This is a genomic window from Aminiphilus sp., from assembly GCF_029975095.1.
In the GTDB taxonomy this organism is placed as follows: domain Bacteria; phylum Synergistota; class Synergistia; order Synergistales; family Aminiphilaceae; genus Aminiphilus.
On record NZ_JARKPW010000186.1, the window covers coordinates 1 to 22497 of the forward strand.

18 protein-coding genes are annotated in these 22497 nt (G+C 64.2%); 9 read left to right on the forward strand and 9 right to left on the reverse strand.

Going from position 1 to position 22497, the window contains the following annotated elements:
* The 3 genes from Q1K49_RS11730 to Q1K49_RS11740 form a co-directional block, all read right to left on the reverse strand.
* A partial coding sequence (locus Q1K49_RS11730) for a hypothetical protein (RefSeq protein ID WP_300526198.1) occupies positions 1–181 on the reverse strand: 181 nt, incomplete at its 3' end.
* On the reverse strand, positions 165–1757 hold the full coding sequence (locus Q1K49_RS11735) for a response regulator (protein WP_300526200.1): 1593 nt from the start codon (positions 1755–1757) through the stop codon (positions 165–167). The genes Q1K49_RS11730 and Q1K49_RS11735, both read right to left, overlap by 17 nt.
* Positions 1758–1952: 195 nt before the next feature.
* Positions 1953–2690, reverse strand: coding sequence for a ribonuclease HI family protein (locus Q1K49_RS11740; RefSeq protein ID WP_300526202.1), 738 nt, complete (start codon positions 2688–2690; stop codon positions 1953–1955).
* 297 nt (positions 2691–2987) lie between these two features.
* Between Q1K49_RS11740 and Q1K49_RS11745 the strand changes: the two genes are divergently transcribed.
* From Q1K49_RS11745 to Q1K49_RS11765, 5 genes are all read left to right on the forward strand, one after another.
* Positions 2988–4196 (forward strand): aminotransferase class I/II-fold pyridoxal phosphate-dependent enzyme, encoded by a 1209-nt coding sequence (locus tag Q1K49_RS11745; protein ID WP_300526203.1) that lies wholly within the window; start codon positions 2988–2990, stop codon positions 4194–4196.
* Between the two features lie 541 nt (positions 4197–4737).
* The gene (locus Q1K49_RS11750; RefSeq protein WP_300526205.1) at positions 4738–8094 is read left to right on the forward strand and encodes an AsmA-like C-terminal region-containing protein; all 3357 of its coding nucleotides are present in this window, start codon (positions 4738–4740) and stop codon (positions 8092–8094) included.
* 241 nt (positions 8095–8335) lie between these two features.
* Entirely contained in the window at positions 8336–10012 is a 1677-nt protein-coding gene (locus tag Q1K49_RS11755) for a hypothetical protein (RefSeq protein ID WP_300526206.1), read from the forward strand.
* A gap of 78 nt (positions 10013–10090) precedes the next feature.
* A complete protein-coding gene (locus Q1K49_RS11760) occupies positions 10091–10600 on the forward strand; it encodes a hypothetical protein (protein ID WP_300526208.1) in 510 nt (169 codons plus the stop codon).
* 350 nt (positions 10601–10950) lie between these two features.
* Positions 10951–11151, forward strand: coding sequence for a heavy-metal-associated domain-containing protein (locus Q1K49_RS11765; protein WP_300526210.1), 201 nt, complete (start codon positions 10951–10953; stop codon positions 11149–11151).
* 10 nt (positions 11152–11161) lie between these two features.
* Here the strand turns inward: Q1K49_RS11765 and Q1K49_RS11770 are convergent, their stop codons facing one another.
* From Q1K49_RS11770 to Q1K49_RS11785, 4 genes are all read right to left on the reverse strand, one after another.
* Positions 11162–12553, reverse strand: a complete 1392-nt coding sequence (locus Q1K49_RS11770; protein WP_300526276.1) for a CapA family protein — start codon at positions 12551–12553, stop codon at positions 11162–11164.
* Between the two features lie 28 nt (positions 12554–12581).
* Positions 12582–13979, reverse strand: coding sequence for an L-serine ammonia-lyase (locus Q1K49_RS11775; protein WP_213692277.1), 1398 nt, complete (start codon positions 13977–13979; stop codon positions 12582–12584).
* A 125-nt stretch (positions 13980–14104) separates the two neighbouring features.
* Complete coding sequence (locus Q1K49_RS11780; RefSeq protein ID WP_300526213.1) at positions 14105–14641, reverse strand: type 1 glutamine amidotransferase domain-containing protein; 537 nt, start codon at positions 14639–14641, stop codon at positions 14105–14107.
* 175 nt (positions 14642–14816) lie between these two features.
* Positions 14817–15683: an MBL fold metallo-hydrolase gene (locus Q1K49_RS11785; RefSeq protein ID WP_300526214.1), complete on the reverse strand. Its 867-nt coding sequence runs from the start codon at positions 15681–15683 to the stop codon at positions 14817–14819.
* A gap of 139 nt (positions 15684–15822) precedes the next feature.
* On the opposite strand from Q1K49_RS11785, the gene Q1K49_RS11790 reads away from it, so the two are divergent.
* The 4 genes from Q1K49_RS11790 to Q1K49_RS11805 all read left to right on the forward strand — a co-directional run bounded on the left by Q1K49_RS11790 (position 15823) and on the right by Q1K49_RS11805 (position 20263).
* Positions 15823–16842, forward strand: coding sequence for a molybdopterin-binding protein (locus tag Q1K49_RS11790; protein WP_300526215.1), 1020 nt, complete (start codon positions 15823–15825; stop codon positions 16840–16842).
* A gap of 108 nt (positions 16843–16950) precedes the next feature.
* A complete protein-coding gene (locus Q1K49_RS11795; protein ID WP_300526216.1) occupies positions 16951–17385 on the forward strand; it encodes a transcriptional repressor in 435 nt (144 codons plus the stop codon).
* A complete protein-coding gene (locus Q1K49_RS11800; RefSeq protein WP_300526218.1) occupies positions 17382–18974 on the forward strand; it encodes a ClC family H(+)/Cl(-) exchange transporter in 1593 nt (530 codons plus the stop codon). Before Q1K49_RS11795 ends, Q1K49_RS11800 begins: the two co-directional genes overlap by 4 nt.
* 191 nt (positions 18975–19165) lie before the next feature.
* Entirely contained in the window at positions 19166–20263 is a 1098-nt protein-coding gene (locus tag Q1K49_RS11805; protein WP_300526219.1) for a PQQ-binding-like beta-propeller repeat protein, read from the forward strand.
* A 244-nt stretch (positions 20264–20507) separates the two neighbouring features.
* Here Q1K49_RS11805 and Q1K49_RS11810 read toward each other — a convergent pair whose 3' ends face one another.
* Both Q1K49_RS11810 and Q1K49_RS11815 read right to left on the reverse strand, forming a co-directional pair.
* Positions 20508–21473 (reverse strand): D-glycerate dehydrogenase, encoded by a 966-nt coding sequence (locus tag Q1K49_RS11810; protein ID WP_300526220.1) that lies wholly within the window; start codon positions 21471–21473, stop codon positions 20508–20510.
* 180 nt (positions 21474–21653) lie between these two features.
* A complete protein-coding gene (locus tag Q1K49_RS11815; RefSeq protein WP_300526221.1) occupies positions 21654–22385 on the reverse strand; it encodes a GntR family transcriptional regulator in 732 nt (243 codons plus the stop codon).
* Between the last annotated feature and the right edge of the window lie 112 nt (positions 22386–22497).

Consider the following 22497-nt stretch of genomic DNA (forward strand, 5'->3'; position numbering starts at 1 on the left):
GATCCACGAAGGCCTTGAGTTTGTCCCGGGTGATCTGGATCTCGAAGAAGGCATCCACCGCCTCGACGCCGCTCAGACCATCCTCGCCGAGGGAGTAGGCATCGACCTCCGCAAGGAGCTTTTCGATGGAGTTCTCCAGAAAAGCCCTCGACCGTTCCTGTTCTCTACCTTCGCCGCTCATGAGGATCGCTCCCCTCCTCCCCGGGCAAACGCACTTCATGCACTCCGGGAAACACGAGGGAAAAAAGCACTCCCAGCATTTCCTGGGCCATTCCCCACAGCGGTGTCATCCGAAGCACCCGGCATCTGCCGTCGCCCCGGCAGGGAAAGAGGGAAAATGCGTCGGGCAATTCCTCGGGAGCGCCCGTCTCGCAAACGTCCCGAAAGGATTTCCGAACCCCTTCGGTGTCGCAGACCACATCCTGCTCGCCCCGGACACGAACGGCGTCCCAGATGTCCCGAAAGCGGAGTTCCTCCAGGGAAAGCCCCGTAGCGGCCTCAAAGGCGTTGTTGAGATACACCGCCGCACCGTTTCGATCCACCACGAGCTGGGGGACCTCCGACGCATTGAGTGTCGCCTGCAGGTACTCCATTTCCCGGGAAAACCGCTTTCTGTTCTCCTCGGTACGCACTGCCCACGTCAGGTACTCCGCGACACGATCGAGGAAGACCACTTCCTCCCGCAGGAGGGGGCCCTCGTAGAGGGGCGGTTTCTCCGCCAGAGCGTGGATCTCCAGGCTTCCCACCTGTCGCCCCCGAACGAGGAGCGGGCGCGAAACACCCCAGAGCGTGGCGAAGAAATTCTCCGTCCGGTACTGCTCGCTCCCCAGCACGATACGGACCCCCGCCTCGTCGGAAAAATGGACCCCCCGGGGAAGAAGCCGCACGATCTTCTCCAGTTTGCGCGAAAAAGGAAGGATATCCTCGGCCAGCACGGAGAGCACCTCCGCAAGGCAGTCTTCCACGCGAACCCGTTGTTCCAGGTCGTGGGTGCGCCGCCGGAGCATCTCTTCCGTGCGTTTCCGCTCCGTCACGTCCCGGATGACGAGTCCCATTTCTCCCAAGGCGGCATGATACGCGTGGTACTCTCTCCAGGAAACGATCTCCCCGTCCCGGTACCGCGAGAGCGTGACGGTCTCGCTCACGCCTCTTCTCCAGACCCGATCGAGCAGCGCAAGAAGCTCGGGAGACGCCGCATCCTCCAGACACTCCTCGACACGTTTTCCCCGGACATCCTCGCTCATTCCTCCCAGCGCGAGCGCGGCGGGATTGAGGTCCTTCACGGTGAAGCCGGTCTCACCGGGCTCCAGCACCAGCACACCCGCGAACGTATGAATGAAGAGGTCGCGGAAGCGCTCCTCGCTGTCGCGGAGCCTTTTCTCCATGGCGTGCTTGTAGAGCGCGATTTCGATGGAGGTGCGGAGATCTCCGTCCTTCACAGGCTTGATGACATACCCGAAAGGAGCACTTTCCTTGGCACGCTCCACCGTCTCCTCGTCGGCATAGGCCGTGACGAAGATGACGGGAATGTCTTCCACCTCCCGGAGTTTCGCCGCGAGATCCACACCGTCGGTTTCACCGCCGAGATGGATGTCCATGAGAATCACGTCGGGACGTTCCTTCCGGATGCGTTCAAAAAGCTCCTTTCCGGACAGGACCACATCGTCCACGTCGTATCCGAGCTTTTCGAGCCGCCGTTTCATGTCCTCGGCGATGATCAGCTCATCTTCCACAACGAGTACTCTGGGCGGAGACATCCCGCATCACCTTCCTTTTCCGCAGCAACCCGGGCCGGCAGTCTTTCGCAATAACATTGCTTTTGCAAAATCAAGTATATCATCGGACAACGATGCATCGCAAAAGCATTGCGTGAGAGTTTGAGAAAAACCCTCACGCATGAAACAGAAGAAATCCGGAGCAAACACCGCCGCTTCGGGCCGGGCCGACGGAGATCACCGCGAAGGTTCTTCCACGTCCCCGAAAACGGAGATCTCCGGTGGGGTCGCCGCGGCACGCGTCTCCGCCGCCTCCCTGTCGAGGGCCGCCCGAAGATGGCGGCACGCCCTGCGAAAGAGAAACCCTCGGCAGGTACAGGCCCGGTGCAGCGTGTCCACCGCGTAGGTTTCGCTTCCCCGGGCGAGGTAGATGTGGGGCTCCACCGACTCCAGAACCACCGGTTCCCCGCCGTCCGCAGCGGGCTTTTCTCCGGGGGCTCCCAGCGGTTCGAGCCATTCCGGAACTGCAAGGCCGGACTTTTCCGGAGAGACGGAGAAAGTCTTCCCCGCTCCTCCACCGCTCTCGTCGAGTGCCCTGTTGGACAGGCGATCCGCCCGGGCGTTCCGCTCCCGAGGAACCCATTCGTAGCGCACGGAGCGCCCCCGGACGAGACTCCGTGCCCGGTCGGCGAGTTCCCGCAGGCGCTCTTCCCTGATCTTCCACACCCCCTGCATCTGACAGATCACCAGCCGGCTGTCTCCGAGAACGAGCAGCTCCTTCAGCCCTCTCCGCGCCACCTCTTCGAGAAGGAGAAGAAGCGCCTCGTACTCCGCCTCGTTGTTGGTCCGCACGCCCAGGGGGCGTGCCGCCTCCCAGAGACAGTTCCCGTCCGGCCCCTCTATCCACGCACCGGCTCCGGCGGGACCGGGATTTCCCCGGGATGCGCCGTCGAAATATCCTTTGCAGGCCACCATTCCGTTCGCTCCTTTCCTCGGCCTTCTCCCGCACTCTCCGGAGAAAGGAGAAGAACCCTTGTCCTCTTCGTACCTTCTCTTCCTTTGTACGCCCGCTGCAACCATCCCATCATACCGAAGACGTCGCGCCTTCGTCTCTTTCGGTTTGACGCACCCCTTTGGAGCATACGATAATGTTCCCGCGTGTCCTCGGCCGAGGAACCCGAACGCCCGTTCCGGTCGAGGCGAGGCACCCCGCCGGAAGGCCGGCGTGCCCGAATCCACTCATCGCTTTTCTTTTCAAGGAGGAGGATGATCATGAACGACCACGACACACTGCCCCTCCGCATCGCGACGCTCACTGTCCACGGCGGGCGCTCGGGAGAAAAGGGGACCACCCCGCCCGAGGTGGCCCCCATCTATGCCAGCTCGGTCTTCCGCTTCGACTCCCTGGAAGAGCTGGACGACGTCTACGAAGGAAGAACCCCGGGACACATCTATTCACGCCTCGGAAACCCTTCCTGCGACGCACTGGAGGAACTCTACGCACGCCTGGAGGGAGGCGAGGCGGGGGCCGCGTTCTCCTCGGGAATGGCCGCCATCGTCACCGCCATCAGCGCCGGCGTCGCCCCGGGAGACCACGTTGTCGCAGGGCGGGTCCTCTACGGCGGCGTCTACTCCTTCCTCACCTCCCACCTGCCCCGCATGGGCGTGGCGGTGACCCTCGTGGACGCGACGGACCCCGGCGCAGTGGAAGAGGCGATCCGCCCCGAGACACGCCTGGTCTACGTGGAGACCATCTCCAATCCGCTCATGGAGGTGACGGACCTTCCCCGCCTCGCTGAAACCGCCGCCCGGAACGGAGCCCTGCTCGGCGTGGACAACACCTTCGCCTCGCCCATGCTCTGCCGTCCTCTGGAACAGGGCGCCGCATGGGTCGCGTCGAGCGCCACAAAATACCTGAATGGGCACAGCGACGTCATCGGAGGCGTTCTCGCGGGAACCAAAGCCTTCATCGACAGGGCAAAGGGACTCCGAAGCATCTGGGGTGCCTCCCTGAGCCCCTTCGACGCCTGGCTCGCCGTCCGGGGGGCACGCACCCTCTCTCTGCGCATGAAAGCCCACTCCGTCAACGCTCTCGCCCTTGCCCGCCTTCTGGAGGCGTCACCCAGGGTTTCCCGGGTTCACTACCCCGGACTCCCCTCATCCCCCTGGCATCCCCTGGCGACCCGCCTCTTCGGCGACGCCGGGTTCGGGGGGATGCTCAGCTTCGAACTCCCCGGCGGCGGCAGGGAGGCGAAACAGTTCATCCGAAAGCTCTCCCTGGCCAAGCTCGTGCCGAGCCTCGCCTCGACGGCCACCATCGTCTCCCATCCCGGAAAGACTTCCCACCGCGGAGTTCCCGAGGAAGAACGCGACGCATGGGGTGTCGGGGACGGCCTGGTGCGCGTCTCCGTCGGGATCGAGGACGAGGTGGACATCCTCGCCGATTTCTCCCGGGCTCTGGAGAAACCGGACCAGGAATGAACGGAAAACGACGGGGAGGACCTGGAAAACCGGGCCTCCCCGTCGGGGCACGCCACATCCCGCAACACATTCTCTTCCGACGAGGATCCTCTCCGGAAGAGAGGGGATCCGTCCCTCTCCGAGCATCCTCGCCTTTAAAACTCCCGGTGCAACACCTTCACGCAACGCGACGGCCTTTTGCAAGGAACACCCGGATCCGGAACATACAGAGGGCTTTTGTCGGCGGCCTCCCGAATGGAACGCCTCGCGAATCACCGCACGTCGCAATCCACGCGGGACGTGGCTGGAGTCCAGCCGCTGCCTTGACATGGACCTGTGGATCGAACACAAAAAGGCATTCCTGAAAGTACGGCTCATCGCCACAGGCAGCCGCCGGACGCATTGTAAACTTTTTTGCACACCTTGCCGCACGCATCTCTTCCACCCCCGCTCCGGGCGGACGGACAGGAATGGGGGGTATGGCATCATGGTATAATCCGGAATGGTATCAAGTGACGAAACAGCTCGGCAACGCACATGCTTCAAAAAAGGAGGTGCCGTCATGGCCGGAAAGACATGGCGCACGGTTCTTCTGCTTCTCCTCGTTTTCGCCGGAGGCGGAACGGCGCTGCTTTTCACCACGGATGCGGCGACGGACCTGGTGGGACGTCTCGCGCAAGAAACCGTGACGAACGCCACGGGAGCCACGCTCGAACTGGAGCACATCTCGGGAAACCCGCTGCGCGGGTACACCGTCGGCGGCGTACGCCTCGTCAAGAACGGAGGACAGGTCTTTGCCGCAAAGGAAGTCGCTCTCCGGGTGGGACTCTTCTCCATCCTCTCCGGTAATCCCTTCGTCTCCTCCCTGACCGTCTCCGGCGCGGACATCGACACCGACGCGACAAACGCGCTTCTGAAGGACCTTGGAGGTGGGGAACCCGCGGGGACGCTTCCGCTGGGAACGGTGTCGTTCCGGGACAGCTCGGTGCGAACTCCCTTCGGCACGGTACTGGTTCGGGAGCTCTCTCTCCGTTTCAGGGAGGACACTCTGGAAGCCGAGCTGGACGTCGCCTACGGCGCGCTCCCCGTGACGGGCGCGGCGACGTTCCGTCTTCCCGCGGAGAGACTCGCCGTTTCCCGTCTCGACCTTCGAGTGGGCAAGGGCACCGTCGCCGTCGCGGGAGCGGTTGCGCCCCACCTCGCGCTGGAAGGAACGTTCAAGGACATGGATGGGGCGGAACTGGCGGCCCTTTGGCCGGACCTTCCGGGGCCACTGTCCGGCACGTTCTCCCTGCACCTCCGGGCGGAGGGGACGTGGCAGAAACCCGTTCTGCTCGGGCAACTCTCCCTCGACAAAGGGAACGTCGCGGGCGTTCCTCTGGACGGCGTGGCCGCTTCCTTCGCCTCTCTGGAGAACACGCTGCACGTCAACGACCTGAAGGGCAACGCCTTCGGCATCCCCCTGTCGGGAGAGGCCTCCTTCGTCTTTCGGGAGCTGCCTCCGGAAATGACGGTCACCCTCAAAGGCTCCGGCATCGCGCTGGCCTCACTGGCGCGCCTTTTCCCCGAACTGGAGGCGGCGCAGGGAACCCTCGACGAGGTCACGCTCGCGCTCTCCGGAAAAGGCGGCGCCCCCGACGGACGGGTGACCCTCCGGGCGAAGCGGCTCGTTCTCTCGGGACAGGAGTTCGCCGACACAGTGGGGGAGATCAAGGTCCGGGGAGGAAAGACACTCCACGTGACCTTCCGCTCCAACGGGCTGGGCTCTCCGCTCTCCCTCGGAGGAACGATTGTGCTTGAGAAGACCCCGGTGCTGAAATTGGACTTCAAGGGAAACGCGCTGAACCTGGCCCGGGTCGCCGCCCTCGCACCCGGAACGGGCGACCTCGCCATGGAGGGCAACGTCGTCGCGGCACTGCAGATCGGCGGCACTTCCGCGGCACCAACCCTGTCGGGGACCCTCTCGTCGGAAAAGATCCAGATCCGGGGAGAACCCGTCACCAAACCCTCCGCGACGTTTTCCTTCGCCAAGAACACGCTCTCCCTGAAGAGCGCGACCTTCCTCTGGCGGGGCGGAACCTTCTCCGCCGCCGGAACGGTGCGCAACCTTCCCAAGGCTCCCGTGGCGGAACTCTCCGGACGGGTGGACGGCGTGGATCTCCGCGGCCTTGCGGGCATGTTTCCCGCCCTCGGTGAATATGCCCTCTCCGGAACGGCGAGCGCGGCATGGAGCGTCAAGGGAAACCTCGAGGCCCTCACGGGCACGCTGGAGGCACACACGCCGACCCTCCAGGCGATGGGCAACCTCTCGGTGAGACAGCTCAAAATCGGAGGCGCCTTCGCTCTCACGGGCGGAACGCCCTCCCTCCAGGGGCCGTTGAAGATCCAGGCCGCGTCCCTGGCGTGGAAGAAACTGGCCCTGACCGAACTCTCCCTGGACGCCCGCACCGAAGGAACGGCGATCCTGCTCGACAACACCACCGCCGGCCTCGCCGGAGGCACCCTCACACTTACGGGCAAGGTCGGTCTTCCCGACGGCAAGAATGCGGGCTCGCTGGACCTGAAGGGCAGCGCCAAGGATGTGGGCCTCGGCTCCCTCGCGTCCGCCCTTGACCTTCCGGTGCCGCTCGCGGGCAAGGCGGAAGGGACCTTCGCCGTCTCGGGACCTCCGGAAAATCTCGCCGGGTCGACGGAACTCGCCTCGCCGGCGCTGTCGGTGGCGGCATTCTCCCTGGCGAATGCCGCTGTCTCCGCCACCTTCACCGCAAAGAGCGGCGCCCCCTCCCCCTGGAACGTGACGATCTCCTCCGCCCGGGCAACGGTGAACGGCGCCCCCTTCACCGCCGAAGGGACCCTCCGCGCCGAGGGCGACGACACGGCCTTCGACCTGCGCGCCGAAGGAAAGGATCTCGATCTCGCCCATCTCCTGAAGGACGTGCAAGCCCTCCGGGGCAAGGGCGTGAACGGGCGGGCCGCCGTCGCCCTGACCCTCTCCCGCAAGGGAGGCATCCTGAGCGGCTCCGGCAGCGCCACCTCCCCGCAGGCGGGAGCCTTCGGCCTCTCCGCCACGGAGATCTCCCTTCCTTTCACCGTGGACAAGAACATCCTTGCCGTCTCCTCCGGAAAGGCACGCTTCCACGAGGGCACGGCGACGCTCTCCCTTCGGGCGAACCTCGCCTCGGGGGGATGGGAGACCTCCCTGAATATCTCCGGCGCGAATCTGGACCAGGTCATCCGCAGCGCCGCGGGCTCCAGGGGAAGCGTGGGAGGACGGGCGCACCTGACCTTCAAGGGAACGGGAAACACCGATTCGGGCAGCTTCTCCGGAACGGGGACCCTCGACGCCGCGGAAGGAGCCGTCACGGGCTATTCCTGGGTAAACCTCCTCGCCGCCGTGCACGGCGCGCAAGGTGTCCGCTACAAAACCCTCACCGTCCCCTTCAAGGTGCAGCAGGAAACGCTCACGCTCCTGCCGGGAACGAAGGCCGAACCGTATCCGAACGACCCGCTCTACCGCGCTCTCAGTGCCACGGGAACAGTGACGGCGGAAAAGCTCAACCTGGACGTGAAGGGAAACGTGAACATTCAGGTCATCAACGCCCTTCTCGGGGGTGTCCAGGGAGGACTCCTCGGCGGAGGCCAGAACATCCGGGACATCCTCCAGAGTGCGCTCACGGGATTTTCCCAGAGCGGCGGAAGTCAGGATTTCCGGGACGTGAGCTGCACCGTGCAGGGACCTCCCGCGTCGCCCGGTGTGTCAAACCTCAAAGTGGCTCCCGGGAAGGAACAGCCGAAGGTGACACCCGTTCCGGAAACAGCGTCGCCGCAGCCCACCCCGGTGCCGCAGGAACCCAAGCCGTCGCCCTCGCTGGAGGACACCATCAAGGAAACCATCCTCAAGAACATTCTGGGGAACTGACCGAAAAACACCTGCGACAGATCTGCGACACGACGTCGCGGAACCTTGCGAAAGCGACGCGAAAGTTCTATAGTGAAGGCAGTTTCGATTCCACGGAGGAGGTGGGACGCCAGATTCCTGTTCGAGGTCCGCACGCCAAGAGAACAACCGGCGGCACTTCATCCGTATGGCGACATGATCGCAACGCTTCGGGCTCTTTGCTGATCCCGGTTGCGACGACTTTCTTCCGGGAGGTGGCACCATGAGAAAAAGAGAAGGGCTCTTCGTTTTCCCCGTGCTGTGCGCACTCGTTCTGCTTCTTGCCGCACCGGTGTCCGGCCAGGAACGCCTCGACCCCGCCCAGGCACTGGGAAGCTGGACGGACGAATCCTACTACGTGGCGACCCGCGTAGGGGACATCAAGGGCATGATCAAGGATCTTCTCGCTGCGAAAGCCTTCCGGGAGGCACTGGAGGAGGAGCCGGACGCGGCGGCGGCTCTGGAGTGGCTCGCAAGCCTTCCCGTGGAATCGGGAGCCTTCGCGGGAGGACTCAGGAAGGGCGTCCTGCAGGTCCAGGGAGCGCTCTCCCTCACTGCCGAAGGAGAGGAACTCCTCAAGCGCATCGCCGGGGGAACGCTCACCTCGGAAGACCTGGAGTTCGCCGGAAACTTCGGTCTCCGCATCGCTGGTCCCGCGCCGACACCTCTGGGAATCCCCTGTTACAGGATCTCCCCCACCGACGAGGAACATCCTCTCCTGGGGCTTTCCCTGGCGGCAAAGGAAAATCTCCTCCTTCTGGGCATGACGCCCCGGGACATCGACGGCTCCATCGCCGCTCTGGCCGATCCGGCCAGGCGCTTCGCCCCGACCCGAAAATTCACAGACCGGAACTACCTCATCCTCCACGACAACGGTCTGCTCCAGATGGGCCTCCTCGCCGCACCGACGCCCATTTTCCTCAACTCCCACGTGGAGATGGAGCTTGCGTTCGACAAGAGCGACGAGGCGCTGAATTTCGGCTTCTACACCAACCTTCCGAAAGCAATGCTCTCGGAGGAACGTCTCCGGGGATTCGCACCTCTCGACAAACCCGTGCCGCTCCTCGGAGGCGGGAAAACGCTGCTCGCGCTCTCCACGCCGGTGAACTATGACGCCTTTGCGGAGATCATCCGCACCTACGGGGACGACGAGGCAAAGTTCGGCCTGGAACAGGCCCTTGGAATGCTCGGCCAGTTCGGTATCACCGAGGGGGATCTGCGGAATCTGGCCCGGACCTTCTCCGTCGTGATCGGCGGCGGCGCCTCCTTCATGTCCGCTCCACTTCCCGGAGCCTACGCACTCGTCGAGGGGACGGGAGACGCGGCGAAGAAGATCGCCACGACCGTGGCGGAACTCCTCCGGGGACAGCAGCTTCCGCTGGAGGAACTCAAGGTGGAGGGATGGGACACGGTCTATTCCATGTCCATTCCCGCCACCGTCACCATCGCCGTGAAGGGATCAACCCTTCTCGCGGGTTTCCTGGACGCCCAGAAGCTCGCAACTCCCCAGGAGAGCGATCCCGCCCTGGCGGAACTCCTGGCGAAAAAGAACCTCCAGGGCTTCCTCTTCCTCGACGCGAAGGTGCTCGCCCGGGAAATCCTTCAGTTCCTCCAGGCGGGGGACATCTGGGACCAGCTCATCGGCCCCGACGAGGCGGGGGAGATGGGCGAGGGCATGATCGCCGCCATGGCGGTACTTCAGTCCCTGGATGCCCTCCGTGCGGAAGCCTCGGACATGGAGAGCCTCCGGCTTTCCCTGAAAACCCGACCCGTCGCATCGGAGGAACAGGCCCTCCTGGAGACCGTCGTCGCCAAATGGCGGGAGACGCACCCGCTTCCGGAAGAGGATGAGGAGGAAGTCTCCGAAGAGGGACAGGCGGAGACGACACCGGCGCCGTAGCGGCCCGACGTAAAAGCGCCCAGGAAAGCCGAAGAGCGGATGAAACGGAAACACATGCGCGGAAGGGAGGGATCTTTCGTGAAACGACGAGGATTTTTCGCGGCGGGATTTCTCTGTTGCGCCCTCGCGGTACTGCTCTTCCTCTCCGGGACGAGCGCGGCCATGGCCCCCTCGCCGCTCTCGCTCCGGGATGTCATCCTCTACGGAGGGAGCTGGGACGGCCTCCCCAGGGTCTTCTTCGGCAGCGAACTGGCGGCGGTGCGAAAGGCACTGGGAGAGCCGGACATTTCGAGCACCTACCTGGGCCTTGTGGCGGACAGCTACGGAGATCTGCGCGTGGTTTACGCGAGCGGCAAGGTGGCGCTTCTCTGCTTCGCCACCGTCTCTCCGGCGATTCTTTCCCCCACGCTGTCGTCGGAGGCCCCGGCGTGGCAGCAGCACCCCAACACGAGTACCCACAAGGTGCTCCGGGGAACGGCGAAGAACTGGCGGGGCGGAAGCGCATCCCTGCTGTACTGGTACGCCGACGGGATGGAGATCTTCGGCAGCCGGTCCGTGGTGGAAAGCCAGGATCTCCTGCGCAAGTGACCCTACTCCGAGGGGTTTCTTTTTGCCTTTGGCGGGAGTGCAAAATTCGACAGTTTTCGCCTCCGGGAACATTGACATTACGCATCACGCATATGTTCCAAAGAGCCCCAGAAACATGGCAGGAGGCAGGAGGACGTTTCCTGCGCCTGAGGCGGACACGGCACATCCAGACTCCCAACGTGCGTCGAAAGACCGCCCGCTCTCTCGACGGGGACTGCGCGATCACGGAGAGGACCTGCGAAAAAAAGCTGCACACGCACCGCCGACGCCCGCATGACATCTTTTTCCACAAGCGGGACGAAGGCGACAAAACAATGCGGTGAAATGCCATGAAAAGGAGGCTCCTCCGTATGACTCACTACGTACTCTCCGTACCGGACATGTCCTGCAGCCACTGCGCCCGGCGCATCACCGAAGCGCTGCAACGCATCGACGAGAAAGATATTCAGGTTCTGCTTGAGAAAAAGCAGGTCCTGGTAAACACCGAAAACCTGGAGGGCGTGCTCGCCGCACTGGACGATGCGGGCTATACCGCCTCGGTAGTCGCCTGACGAAACACCCTCAGGGAGACGGCGTCGGATACAGCTTCTCCCTTCGCTGCCACAGCACCCACACCCCTTCCTCCGGAGGAAGGGGTGTTTTCTTTCCCGTAAGGGCCTCCAGCGCCTCCGCCAGAGCGGCCCGCATGCGTTTCTCCTCCGCGGAGGAGATGCGCGGTTTCTCTCCCGCGTCGAGGCGGGCCAGCGTGTCCAGAAGAGGAAGGATGCGAATCTCCCGTCCCTCCTTGCGCCGCGCCGCCTGAACCCAGGTGGGAACGGTGAAGACCCGGCGGATGCGCACCACCCCGTCGTCGTCCCGGGCGGCATCGATGCCGAGCACCGCTCCGGTGTCCCGCGGCACGGTCCGCTGGAACGAGACGAAATTTCCCAGGGAATAGGCGACCACGGTCATCCGGTCCGCCGAGAGGGGCGTTTCCCTTTCCCCGGAGACGGGCGACACATCCCGGGAGACGAAGACACGCTGAAGCACGTGAGGATGGCTTCCCACAACAATGTCCGCACCGTTCCGAAGGGCCAGGGAAACAAAGCGCCGCTGAGCCGCCGAAGGGTGCCGGGCATACTCGTTGCCGACATGAAACGCCACCACCAGGAGGTCCGTCTCCTTGCGAAGCGCCGCCACGTCGGCGCTCACGAGCGTCTCGTCCAGAAGGTTCACGAGCCAGGGGCGGTCCGAGGGAACGGGAATGCCGTTGGTCCCGTAGGTGTAGGCGAGGAAGCCCACGGCAATTCCTCCCCGTTCGACAATGCAGGGGATGTCCCGAGAGGCTTCGGCGGCGAAGGTCCCCGTGGAGCAAAGATCCGCCGAGGCAAGGGCGTGAAGGGTACGGACAAGTCCCGAAGCTCCCGAATCGAGGCAATGGTTGTTCGCGGTGAAGAGCAGATCGAACCCCGCGTCCCGAAGAGCCTCCGCCAGGGAATCCGGGGAATTGAAGGAGGGATAGCCCCGGTATCCCTTCCGGGGGTCTCCCAGGGTGGTCTCCAGGTTGCCCGCCGCCAGGTCGGCGCTCCGGAGAAGTGAACGGACCTCCGCGAAGAAGGGGGCAAAATCGTAGACCGTCTCGCCCTTTCCTCCCTCTTCTTTGCGGGACGGCGTCACTCGTTTCGCCGCTTCGAGCTGCGGCGCGTGCACCATGATATCCCCGACGAAGAGCAGGCGGATCGAACCGCGCTCCCCGGCGTCCCCCGAGAGGATGTCCGCGCCGGAGGAGGCATTCGCTTCAAAGGGAGTTTCTCCGGAGACGTCCGCGAGCCCGGGGGACAAACGACCTCCAGGACCCGCGAGGAGAAGAAGGAGCACCCCGAGGAGCAGACGGCACGTCACGCCCCGCAGGGCAGCGAAACCCGTACAGAAAGGGACGTCCTTCCCCGCGCTCCGCCGCGCCGGAAATCCCATGGCCTTCAACCCCGCAGCTCCCGGAGCGCTAGCACTGGGGGAAGCACACAGCCAATCCTCCTTCGGCGGTCTCCTTGTACCGGGAGGACATGTCCCGTCCCGTCTCGGCGAGGGCCCGGATCACCTGGTCCAACTGCACCTTCTGGGCAGAAGGATCGCCGCAGGAGGCGAGGAGATAGGCATTGTAGGCCTTGACGGCCCCCATGGCGTTCCGTTCGATGCAGGGGATCTGCACGTATCCTCCCACGGGATCGCAGGTCATGCCCAGATGGTGCTCCAGGGCGATTTCCGCAGCGTTCTCCAGCACCGACACGGGATAGCCGTTTACGTGGGCGAGAAACGCCGCTGCCATGGCCGAAGCGGTTCCCACCTCGCCCTGGCACCCCACTTCCGCACCGGAGATACTTGCCCCGGTCTTCACGAGAAACCCCACCAGCGCCGCGGCGAGAAGCCCCCCTCGGAGAAGTTCCCTGGGAATCCTGCCCTGCCGGGCCATGAGGGTCACCACGGCGGGAAGCACCCCCGACGACCCCAGAGTGGGCGCCGTAACCACCACGTGTCCGGCGGCGTTCTCCTCGGCGGCAGCAAGGGCGTAGGCGTTGAGCAGCACCACCGCGTGATTGGGGTCGCTCTGCAGGGAATAGCTCCGGCGGAAGAGGATGGGCGCCTTTCGTCGCAACCCGATGGGGCCGGGAAGGACGCCCTCGGTACGGAGCCCCAGGTCCACCGCGGCCTCCATGACGTCCAGAATCCGGTCCAGACGACGGGAAACCTCCGCAGCGTCCATGCCGGTGAGCGCTCTTTCGTTGTCGAGGAGCAGGTCGGACAGGGAGCGGTTCGTGCGCCGCAGCAGGGAGCAGAATTCCTCCATGGTGCGGTAGAGGTGAGGAGGAGCGGGGCGAGGAGGGTCCTCTTCCCCCTCCACGACCAGAAAGCCTCCCCCCACGGAATAATACACGTGCCGAAGGATCGTCTCGGCCTCTTCTGAAGCACCTCTCCCTCCCCGGAGGGCGATGATCAGAGTGTTGTTCCAGGGAAAATTGTGGATCGTCCCCTCGTAGCGGATGTCGTTGAGGGAAAAGAGGAACTCCCGGTTCCCCGCGGCGATCCTGTGGGCTTTGTTGGGCTCCTCGGCGAGATCCTCCAGAACGCGGGCATCGCACTGCTCCGGGTCGAAGCCGAGAAGTCCCGCCAGCACGGCCCTGTCCGTGCCGTGTCCCTTCCCCGTGGCGCTGAGGGAACCGTAGAGTCGCACTTCGATGCGTTCGCCCCGGAGCAGTTCCTCCGCGGAGAGCGCCGCAAGGGCGCGCCGGAAATGTCCTCCCGCCCGCATGGGGCCGATGGTGTGGGAGCTGGACGGTCCAGGGCCGATCTTGTAGAGGTCGAACAGCGAAAGCGTGATGGGGCTTGCCTGCGGTGCGGTCATCGTCTTCCGTCCCTTCGCGGCATCTCCGGTGGCAGCGTTTCTCCGTGGAGAGAGGCACACGGTCGCCTCTCTTCCGCAAGGCTTGTAATGCGGGAGGCCTTCCCCTCATTACCGGATTTCTCCAGTTACAGAGGTTCTCCCGTGAGCACCGACAGAATACCCCGGCAGAAGTCGGGAAGATCGTCGGGACGGCGGCTGGACACCATGTTCCGGTCGATGACAAGAGGTTCGTCCACCCAGACCGCTCCGGCATTGATCAGATCGTCCCTGATGCCCGGCGTGGACGTGCAGGTGAAACCCTTCATGATGCCCGCGGAGATGGGAATCCACCCGGCGTGACAGATGTGGGCCACGAGTTTTCCGGACTCGTGGAAACGTCGGGTGAGATCTTTCACTTTTTCGAGACGGCGCAGCTTGTCCGGCGCGAATCCTCCGGGGATCACGAGAGCGTCGAAATCGTTCTCGGCCATGTCGTCGATGGCCGTGTCGGCCTTGCAGGGATAGCCGTGCTTGCCGTCGTAGACCTTGCCCGCCGCAGGGCCGGCCACCACCACCCGGGCTCCCTCTTCTTCGAGGCGCAGCTTGGGATACCAGAGTTCCAGATCCTCGTAGACATCATCCACGAACATGAGAATCCGCATACCTTCCAGGCGCTTTTTCATGTCGTTGAACCTCCTTCTGCTCTCTTTCCCCGTTTTTGTTTCCGGATGTGCCCGAAGAACTTCCGCACCATTGTATCCTCTCCGCCCTCGGTAGAACCGCGGAGACAGGGCCTGTCGCAGCGCCTTCGCACGGAGACTTTCCTGAAAAACACCCCGATCCCGTCGGCGTTTTCCCCTAGAGTTCCACGCGGCTTCCCGACGCCGCCCACTCCACGGATTCCATCGCTTCCGCAAGTCGTGCCGCCGCGGTAAAACCCGTACAATGGCAGGGACGCCAGTGTTTCACGTCGAAACGGCTCCGCAGGGTCTCCACGGTGCGTTCCAGAAAGACCGCGTTCTGCCCCTTCAGATGCATGCCTCCCGAGACGGAATAAAAGGCGCGGGTGCCGAAAAAAGCCGCTGCCGCCTCAAGGATGTTCACCACTCCCGCGTGGGCGCACCCGAGAATGACGCTGATTCCGAAGATACCCTCCACCACCAGGGACAGCTCGTCCTCGAAGGGATCGGGGACGTACTCCTCACCCTCGCGCAACAGCAGGTGCGGCGTGGAGGGAACAAAATCGGGATCCCGCTTCTCCCCGGGAACGGGGAACGCCCACACGTCGCAGAGAACCTGCGTCGGTTCCGTCACGGGGCGCACCGCCAGCGCCCCCGGAGCCAGATGCAGCCCCATATAGCGCGGTATCCCATCCCGGCGGGCGTAATGAGCGTCGGTGACGCGCGGAGAAGTCCAGAGAGGGCAGGAAAGACCGACGGAGAGGAGCTGCGGCACGCCTCCGGCGTGGTCCGCGTGGCCGTGGCTCAACACGAGAGCATCCGTTCCGGAGGGCGAAAAGCCGAGGGCTCTCAGGTTCCCCAGGATCGTCGTGCCGCTCCCCGCATCGAAAAGAACAGTTCCCCGCGGCGTCTCCAGATAGAGGGCGAGTCCGCACTCTCCGAGCAGATCCGCCTTGCCGCAGAGATCATCCGTCACCGTAGTGAGCAGCATGGACATCTCCCCTTGTGCCCGAGTATAATGAACCGGCCCGAGTTGCAACTCCATTGCAGGTTCTGTCTCCTTCCCTTCTTTTCTCCCACGTGCGGAAAGCAGTGGGGGGAAGGGGATGGACTGTTTCGGAAAGAAATTTTGCATCTTCCATACTACCACAAGGATACGTCTTCACAGCAGGAGGAGATCAGCCATGAAGATTCGCGTTCTTCCCGTCGAGCACTGTCTCGGTATGCCTCTTTCCCATGACCTGACCCAAATCGTTCCTGCATCGGGCTATAAGGGAGCCCGATTCAAGAAAGGACAGATCGTGCGGGAGGAGGACCTCCCCGAACTTCGCGCCATGGGGCGGGAACACCTCTCCATCCTCGATCTCGAACCGGACGAGGTGCACGAGGACGATGCGGCGATCCGCCTCGCCGGGCGTCTTCGGGGAACGGAACTGCGCCTCGATGGCCCCGACGAGGGACGCTGTGCACTCCACGCCACCGCGGAGGGGCTTCTCGCCTTCGACCCCACCTTTGTGGACGCCATCAACGATGATCCGGACTGGATTCTCGCCACATTGCCCCCGCTGACTCCCGTTCGTTCCGGAGAGCGCGTCGCAGCTCTTCGGGTCCTGCCCCTCGCCGTGCGGGAAATCCAGGTGCAGCGGGCCGAAGCACTGGCAAAACCCCTGGCTCTGCACCCCTTTCTTCCCCTCTCGGTGGGACTCGTCACTACCGGCGAGGAATTCCGCTCCGGCAAAAACAAGGACGCCTTTCTTCCCCGTCTGGAGCGCAAAGTCGCAGCCTACGGCGGAAGAATCCTTGGACAGCGCATCGCCGGAGATCGCATGGAGGAAATCGCCGACGCCATCCGGGCCTTCCGCGAGGAAGGGGCGGACCTGGTGCTCTGTACCGGCGGCATGAGCGTCGATGCGGACGACGTCACCCCCGGAGCTCTTCGGAGTGTCGCGGAAACCGTGCTTTTCCGGGGCGTTCCGGTCCTTCCCGGCTCCATGCTCATGCTGGCCTTCGCGGGAAAGACGGCATTGGTGGGCGCTCCCGCCTGCGTGGTGCACGACGAGCGCACTTCCCTCGACCCGCTTCTGGATCGCCTCTTCGCCGGCCTCGTTCCGACGGAAAAGGAGGTGCGCGCCTGGGGCGTAGGGGGGCTCTGCCGCGCCTGCTCTTCCTGTATCTATCCCCGGTGCGGCTTCACCCGCCGCTGAACGAAAAGCCTCTGCAGAAAGCCGGCGCATTGCGCCGGCTTTCTTTTTGCGCTACCCTCAAGGAGGACGAGAGAGTCGACGAAACGGTACGGAAAGGGAGGGAACAGCGTGACGCCTCGGGAAATGCTGCTTCAGGCAGGACTTCGGGCAACTCCCATACGGGAGGGAGTGCTCGTGCTGCTCCTCCGGGAGGGGCGCCCGCTCTCCCACGCGGATCTCACGGCCAGATCCGAGGAGATTCCGAAATGCGACAAGGTGACGCTTTATCGAACATTGGAATCCCTGACGGAACACGGGCTGGTTCACAAGGCACAGGGCATCGATGCCCAGTGGCGTTACTGCGCCTCCGACCCGGAGTTGCCGGGATGCCCCGGCAACCATCCTCATTTCCTCTGCCTTTCCTGCGGAGCCATGGTCTGTCTCCTGGGACAGCCTCTTCCCCGCATCGAGGTTCCCAAGGGCGTCACCGTCCTGGGCAAACAGCTCATCGTTTACGGAATCTGTGATACCTGCACCCGGACGAAAGGCAAAGAAAACGCATGAACGAACATTCCGCGCCTCCACCTGCGGCGCGCTTTCTCGACTTCGGCAGCCTCCGGCTCCGCCTCCTGCTTCTGGGCCTTGCCGCGGGACTCGCGGCGGGGCTCGTTTCCACCCTCTATCGCATCATCCTCCAGAAGGCGGAGTATTTCGGTGCCTCGGTCCTCTCCGGACTCCATGACGGAACTCTTTTCTCCGGAATTCTCGTAGCCGCCTTCTGGATGCTCGGTGCCCTCGTGCTGGGGAGAATGGTCAAGGCGGAGCCGCTCCTCTCGGGAAGCGGCATTCCTCAGGTAGAGGGAGAACTGCTGGGACAGATCTCCATGAACTGGGGACGGGTTCTCCTGGGCAAGTTCGTCGGAGGCGCCCTCGCGGTGGGCATGGGGCTCTCCCTGGGACGGGAAGGGCCGTCGGTGCAGCTCGGAGCCGCCGCGGCAAAGGGTTTCTCCCGTTTCCTCGGCAGAAACCGTGTGGAAGAGCGTTTCCTCGTCACCGCCGGCGCCAGTGCCGGCCTTGCCGCCGCCTTCAACGCCCCTCTCTCGGGTGTGATGTTCGCCCTTGAGGAGGTCCACAAGAACTTTTCGCCCTTCGTTCTGGGCTCCGCCATGGTGGCATCTCTCTCGGCGGATTTTCTGGCCAAGCGCTTCTTCGGCCTCTCGCCGGTGCTTTACTTCGCCCGGCTGGAGCATCTTCCCCTCCGTTTCTACGGACATTTCCTCGCCCTTGGAGTGCTTCTCGGCCTGTGCGGCGCCCTTTTCTGCCGCCTTGTCCTGGAGGGACAGGTTTTCTACGCGGAACGGCTCCGGATTCCTCCGGAACTCCGCATCCTGATTCCCGCGGCAGGAGCACTGCTCGTCGGTCCCCTTCTGCCGTTCATCCTCGGCGGAGGGCACGCGCTGCTCGAACATCTCGCCGCGGGCGGTACACCGCTTTCCGCCGCGGCGATCCTGCTCGCAGGAAAGTTCGCCTTCACCCTGCGCTGCTTCTGCTCCGGCGCGCCGGGGGGTATCTTCTTCCCCATGCTCGCCATAGGCGGAGCGGTGGGAAGCGTGTACGCCCTGGCGGCATCCTCCTTCCTCCCTCCCGGCAGCGACCATCTTCTGAACTTTCTCGTGGTGGGCATGGCGGGATTCTTCGCCGCCGTGGTCCGGGCACCGCTCACGGGCATCCTCCTCATTCTGGAGATGACGGGCTCCCTCTCCCATCTGCTGAGTGTCTCCGCCGTGGTCTTCGTCGCCTCCGTCACGGCGGAACTCCTCGGCGCCCGCCCCGTCTACGAGTCGCTGCTCACCCGCCTTCTCCGGCGGATGCACCGTCGGAACTATCTGGCCGAGACGGAGGGAAAAATTCTGCTGGAGGTGAGTGTCTGCTCCGGCTCTGCTCTGGACGGGGAGCGCATTCGGGACATCCGCCTCCCCCGGCGCTGCCTCCTGGTGAGCGTCATCCGCGGCGCCGCCGAAATTCTTCCCTCTGGAGAGACCACGATCCTCGCCGGAGACCGCCTCGTCGCCCTTGTGGACGAACACCGGGCGAGGAGCGTCCGGGAATCGCTCCTCGCACTCGCGGGACGCTGCACCTCCCTCGGGCGGTGACAAGAACGACGCCTCGCTTCGGCAAGCCGTCGCTTCGGGAAAATGGCGCGTTGTCTCCCTTTGCGAGGGGGAGTATGATATTCCTACGTATGAAAAAGTACCGACCTGACCCTTTCCGTACCACCGGAAGCCGGTCATGTCCGGTCCGTCGCCGCGCTTTTCGGCGACGCAGTTCGAAAGGAGGTACGACCATGAGCGCCAGAGGCTTTCGATTGTGCATTGTCGCGGCGTTTCTTCTCATCCTCGCCCTGCCCACGTTCGCGGGGACCACGGTGCCCCAGTTCCGTGGCGACCCGGGCAACACGGGGAATTTTCAGGTGACGTCCCTGCCGTCGGGACAGCTCGCCTGGATGCTGCCCTCCAGTTCCAAGATCACAGGATCCCCCGCCGTCGTGGGGAACGTGGTCTTCTTCGGCAATGCCGAAGGAGAGTTTTTCGCGGTGAACCTCCGCACGGGAAATCCCATCTGGAGCTTCAAGGCCGACGGCTCCATCCTCGGTTCACCCGCGGTCGTGGGGGGCGTCGCCTATTTCGGCACCTACGGCGGCACGGTCTACGCTCTCTCCACCGCATCCGGAAAGGTCAAGTGGAGCACCAACACGGGAGACGCCATCTTCGCCTCTCCCGCCGTGACGGGCGGCTCGGTCTACATCGGCAACTTCGCGGGGACGCTCTACGCCCTCGACGCCGCGTCGGGAAACGTGAAGTGGACCTTCGAGGGAAAACGCTGGTTCGCCGGGAGCGCCGCCGTGGCGGACAACCTCCTCTTCATCGGAGATCACGACGGACGCTTCCGCGCCATCGACACCGCATCGGGCAAGGAAGTCTGGGGCGCCTACACGGGGGGATCCGTGGACGCTTCTCCCGCCACTTCGGGCGGCTGGGTCTGGTATGCGAGTTTCGACGGCAAGGTTTATGCCGTGCAGATCAAGGGGGTCATTCCCAAGTGGCAGTCCCTTCTCGGGGGCCCCATCGCCTCCTCCCCCGCCGTGGCGGGAGGCGCGCTCTTCGTGGGCTGTGACGACGGCAACGTCTACGCCCTCGATGCCGCAACAGGAGCCGTGCGCTGGACCTTCGCGACGGGCGGCCCCGTGACGTCCTCCCCGGCCCACGCGAACGGCGTGGTCTTCGTGGGCGGCACGGACTGGAACCTTTACGCTCTGGACGCGCGCTCCGGTCGGAAACTCTGGACGTACAAGGCGAGCGGCGAGATCGTGACCGCCCCCATACTCGTGGACGGACTGCTCCTCTTCGGCGACACCGAGGGGGTTCTCTACGCCATTCGCTGACGCTCCACGCGCTTCAGCACATCACGAGACATCACAAGAAACAACGACCGAGGGGATCTCGACGAGATCCCCTCGGTCGTTCTTGTCTCCATGCACCAAAGAGAGGCCATATGCACTATGAAGGAAGCCGGAACACGAGCGACACAAGCGCGAAAAAATCCGCCTCCTTCGACGACGCAGCGCAAAGATCGCCGCAAAACCCACGAAAACGCCTCCGCACAGGCCGCGCTTCTCGTGTTCGTGCTCAGGCCAAAACGGGATTCGGCGGCGTTCGTCCCTCCAGCACGGCAAGGAGGTTCGTGGCGGCGCAGACCGCCATGCCGTTCCGGGCATCCGGCGTGGCGGACCCGATGTGCGGCGCCGGAAGAAGGTTCTTCGCCCGAAAGAGAGGGTGTTCCGCGGGAAGCGGCTCCGGATCGAAGACATCCAACCCCGCTCCGGCGATCCATCCCTCGTTCAGCGCCCGGGCAAGCGCCTCCTGGTCCACCAGGCCGCCCCGACCGGTGTTGACGAAGATCGCCCCGGGCTTCATCCGGCGAAACCGCTCGGCGTTCATGAAGTGTCTCGTCTCCGCCACCAGAGGCACGTGCAGGCTGACGAAATCGCTCTCCGTCAGAAGGTCTTCCGGCACCGGCACATGCACCGCTCCCAGCTCGTCCCCCTCGGCGGAGGGACGGGCCAGAGTATAGCGGAGCCGCATGCCGAACCCCTTGGCCCGCCGGGCCACGGCCTTGCCGATGCGACCGAATCCCACCAGGCCGAGGGTAGCGCCGTGCAGGTCCGCACCCAACAGAAAGTCCGGCGCCCAGACCCATTTCCCCTCCCGGGCAATGCGCTCCGCCTCGGAGAGACGCCGCGCCACGGCGAGGAGCAGCGCAAAGGTCATGTCCGCCGTGGCCTCGGTGAGCACGTCCGGCGTGTTGGTCACCACGATGCCCTTCGCCGTCGCGTAGGGAACATCAATGTTGTCGTAGCCGACGCCGTAGTTGCTCAGCACCTTGAGGCGCGCCGCCGCGTCCAGGGCCTCCCGGTCCATGCGGTCCTTCAGGAGACAGAGCACGCCGTCGAAGAGGGGCAGTTTCGCCAGAAGCACCTCCCGGGGCATGAACCCCTCGGAGGGGCCGATTTCCAGCTCGACTCGCTCCCGCAACAGGGCGAGCCCCGCCTCGGGAATGCGGCGCGTCACGAGAACCTTCGGTTTCACGGGCATTCTCCTTTCTTCTTTTGTCTCCTTCCCTTCTCGTCTCTTCGGAGACGCCGCGGAAAGAATTTTCCTGTCGCGGACCGCAGGTGGCGCCGCGTTTTTTCCTCTTTCGCGCAGGGCATCTCGGCCTCCTCAAGGCGCGGCACAACCACCGCCCAGCGCCTCGGCGTCGCCGCGCCCCACACCTCAGCCCCCTCGAATCCGCCGCCTGTCCGCGGTATGTTCCAGCCGCATACAGGACTGGAGATCGTTGGACGTGTACGCCAGGTGAGCCGTCAGTGCCTCGATGGCGGCCTCGCAGTTCCGAGCCTCCACCGCGTTCAGAATCTCCTTGTGCTGCCGCTGGGACTCGTCCCGCATCGAGGCGAGATGAATGCGGATGTACCGGTCGGTCTTCCGCCGGAGCCGGGCGAGCACGTCCAGCGTGAGCGGCCGGTCCGCGGGCTCGTAGAAGAGGTTGTGGAACATCTGGTTCAGATCTCGCCACTTGAGGCAGTCCCGCTCGTTCTCCATCGAGAGGAGGGTCCGTTCCGCGTCCTCCACCACCCGACGGGTGATGCGCGGAAAGGCGATGCGCAGAAGGTGCGTCTCCAGAGCGGTCACCATTTCGTAGAGTTCTCCCGCCTCCTCCAGAGAGAGCGGCGTCACGACGGCCCCGCGGTATCCCTGAAAGTGCACGAGTCCCTCCGTCTCGAGAAGACGCAGTGCCTCCCGGAGGGGAATGGGACTCACGCCGAGCCGCTGGGCGAGCTGCGCCTGGTGCAGCGGTTGCCCCTCCTCCAGCATGCCTCGGTAGATGGCCTCCCGGAGCACCTCCGCGATGTAGTAAGGAGCGGAGGTATCACCGCTCATGCCCGCCGCCAGCTCTTCGAGGGAAAGACTCTCCTTCGTGCCGTCGACCCTGTTCACCCCCGCCATGTGCTCGTTCTCCCTTCGTTTCCGTTCGGTTCCGTTATATTTTCTCCCCGCCGATTATACGAAAACCCCTTCGATTATACGCCATTGACACCCTCGCTCTTCTCTTTTCATA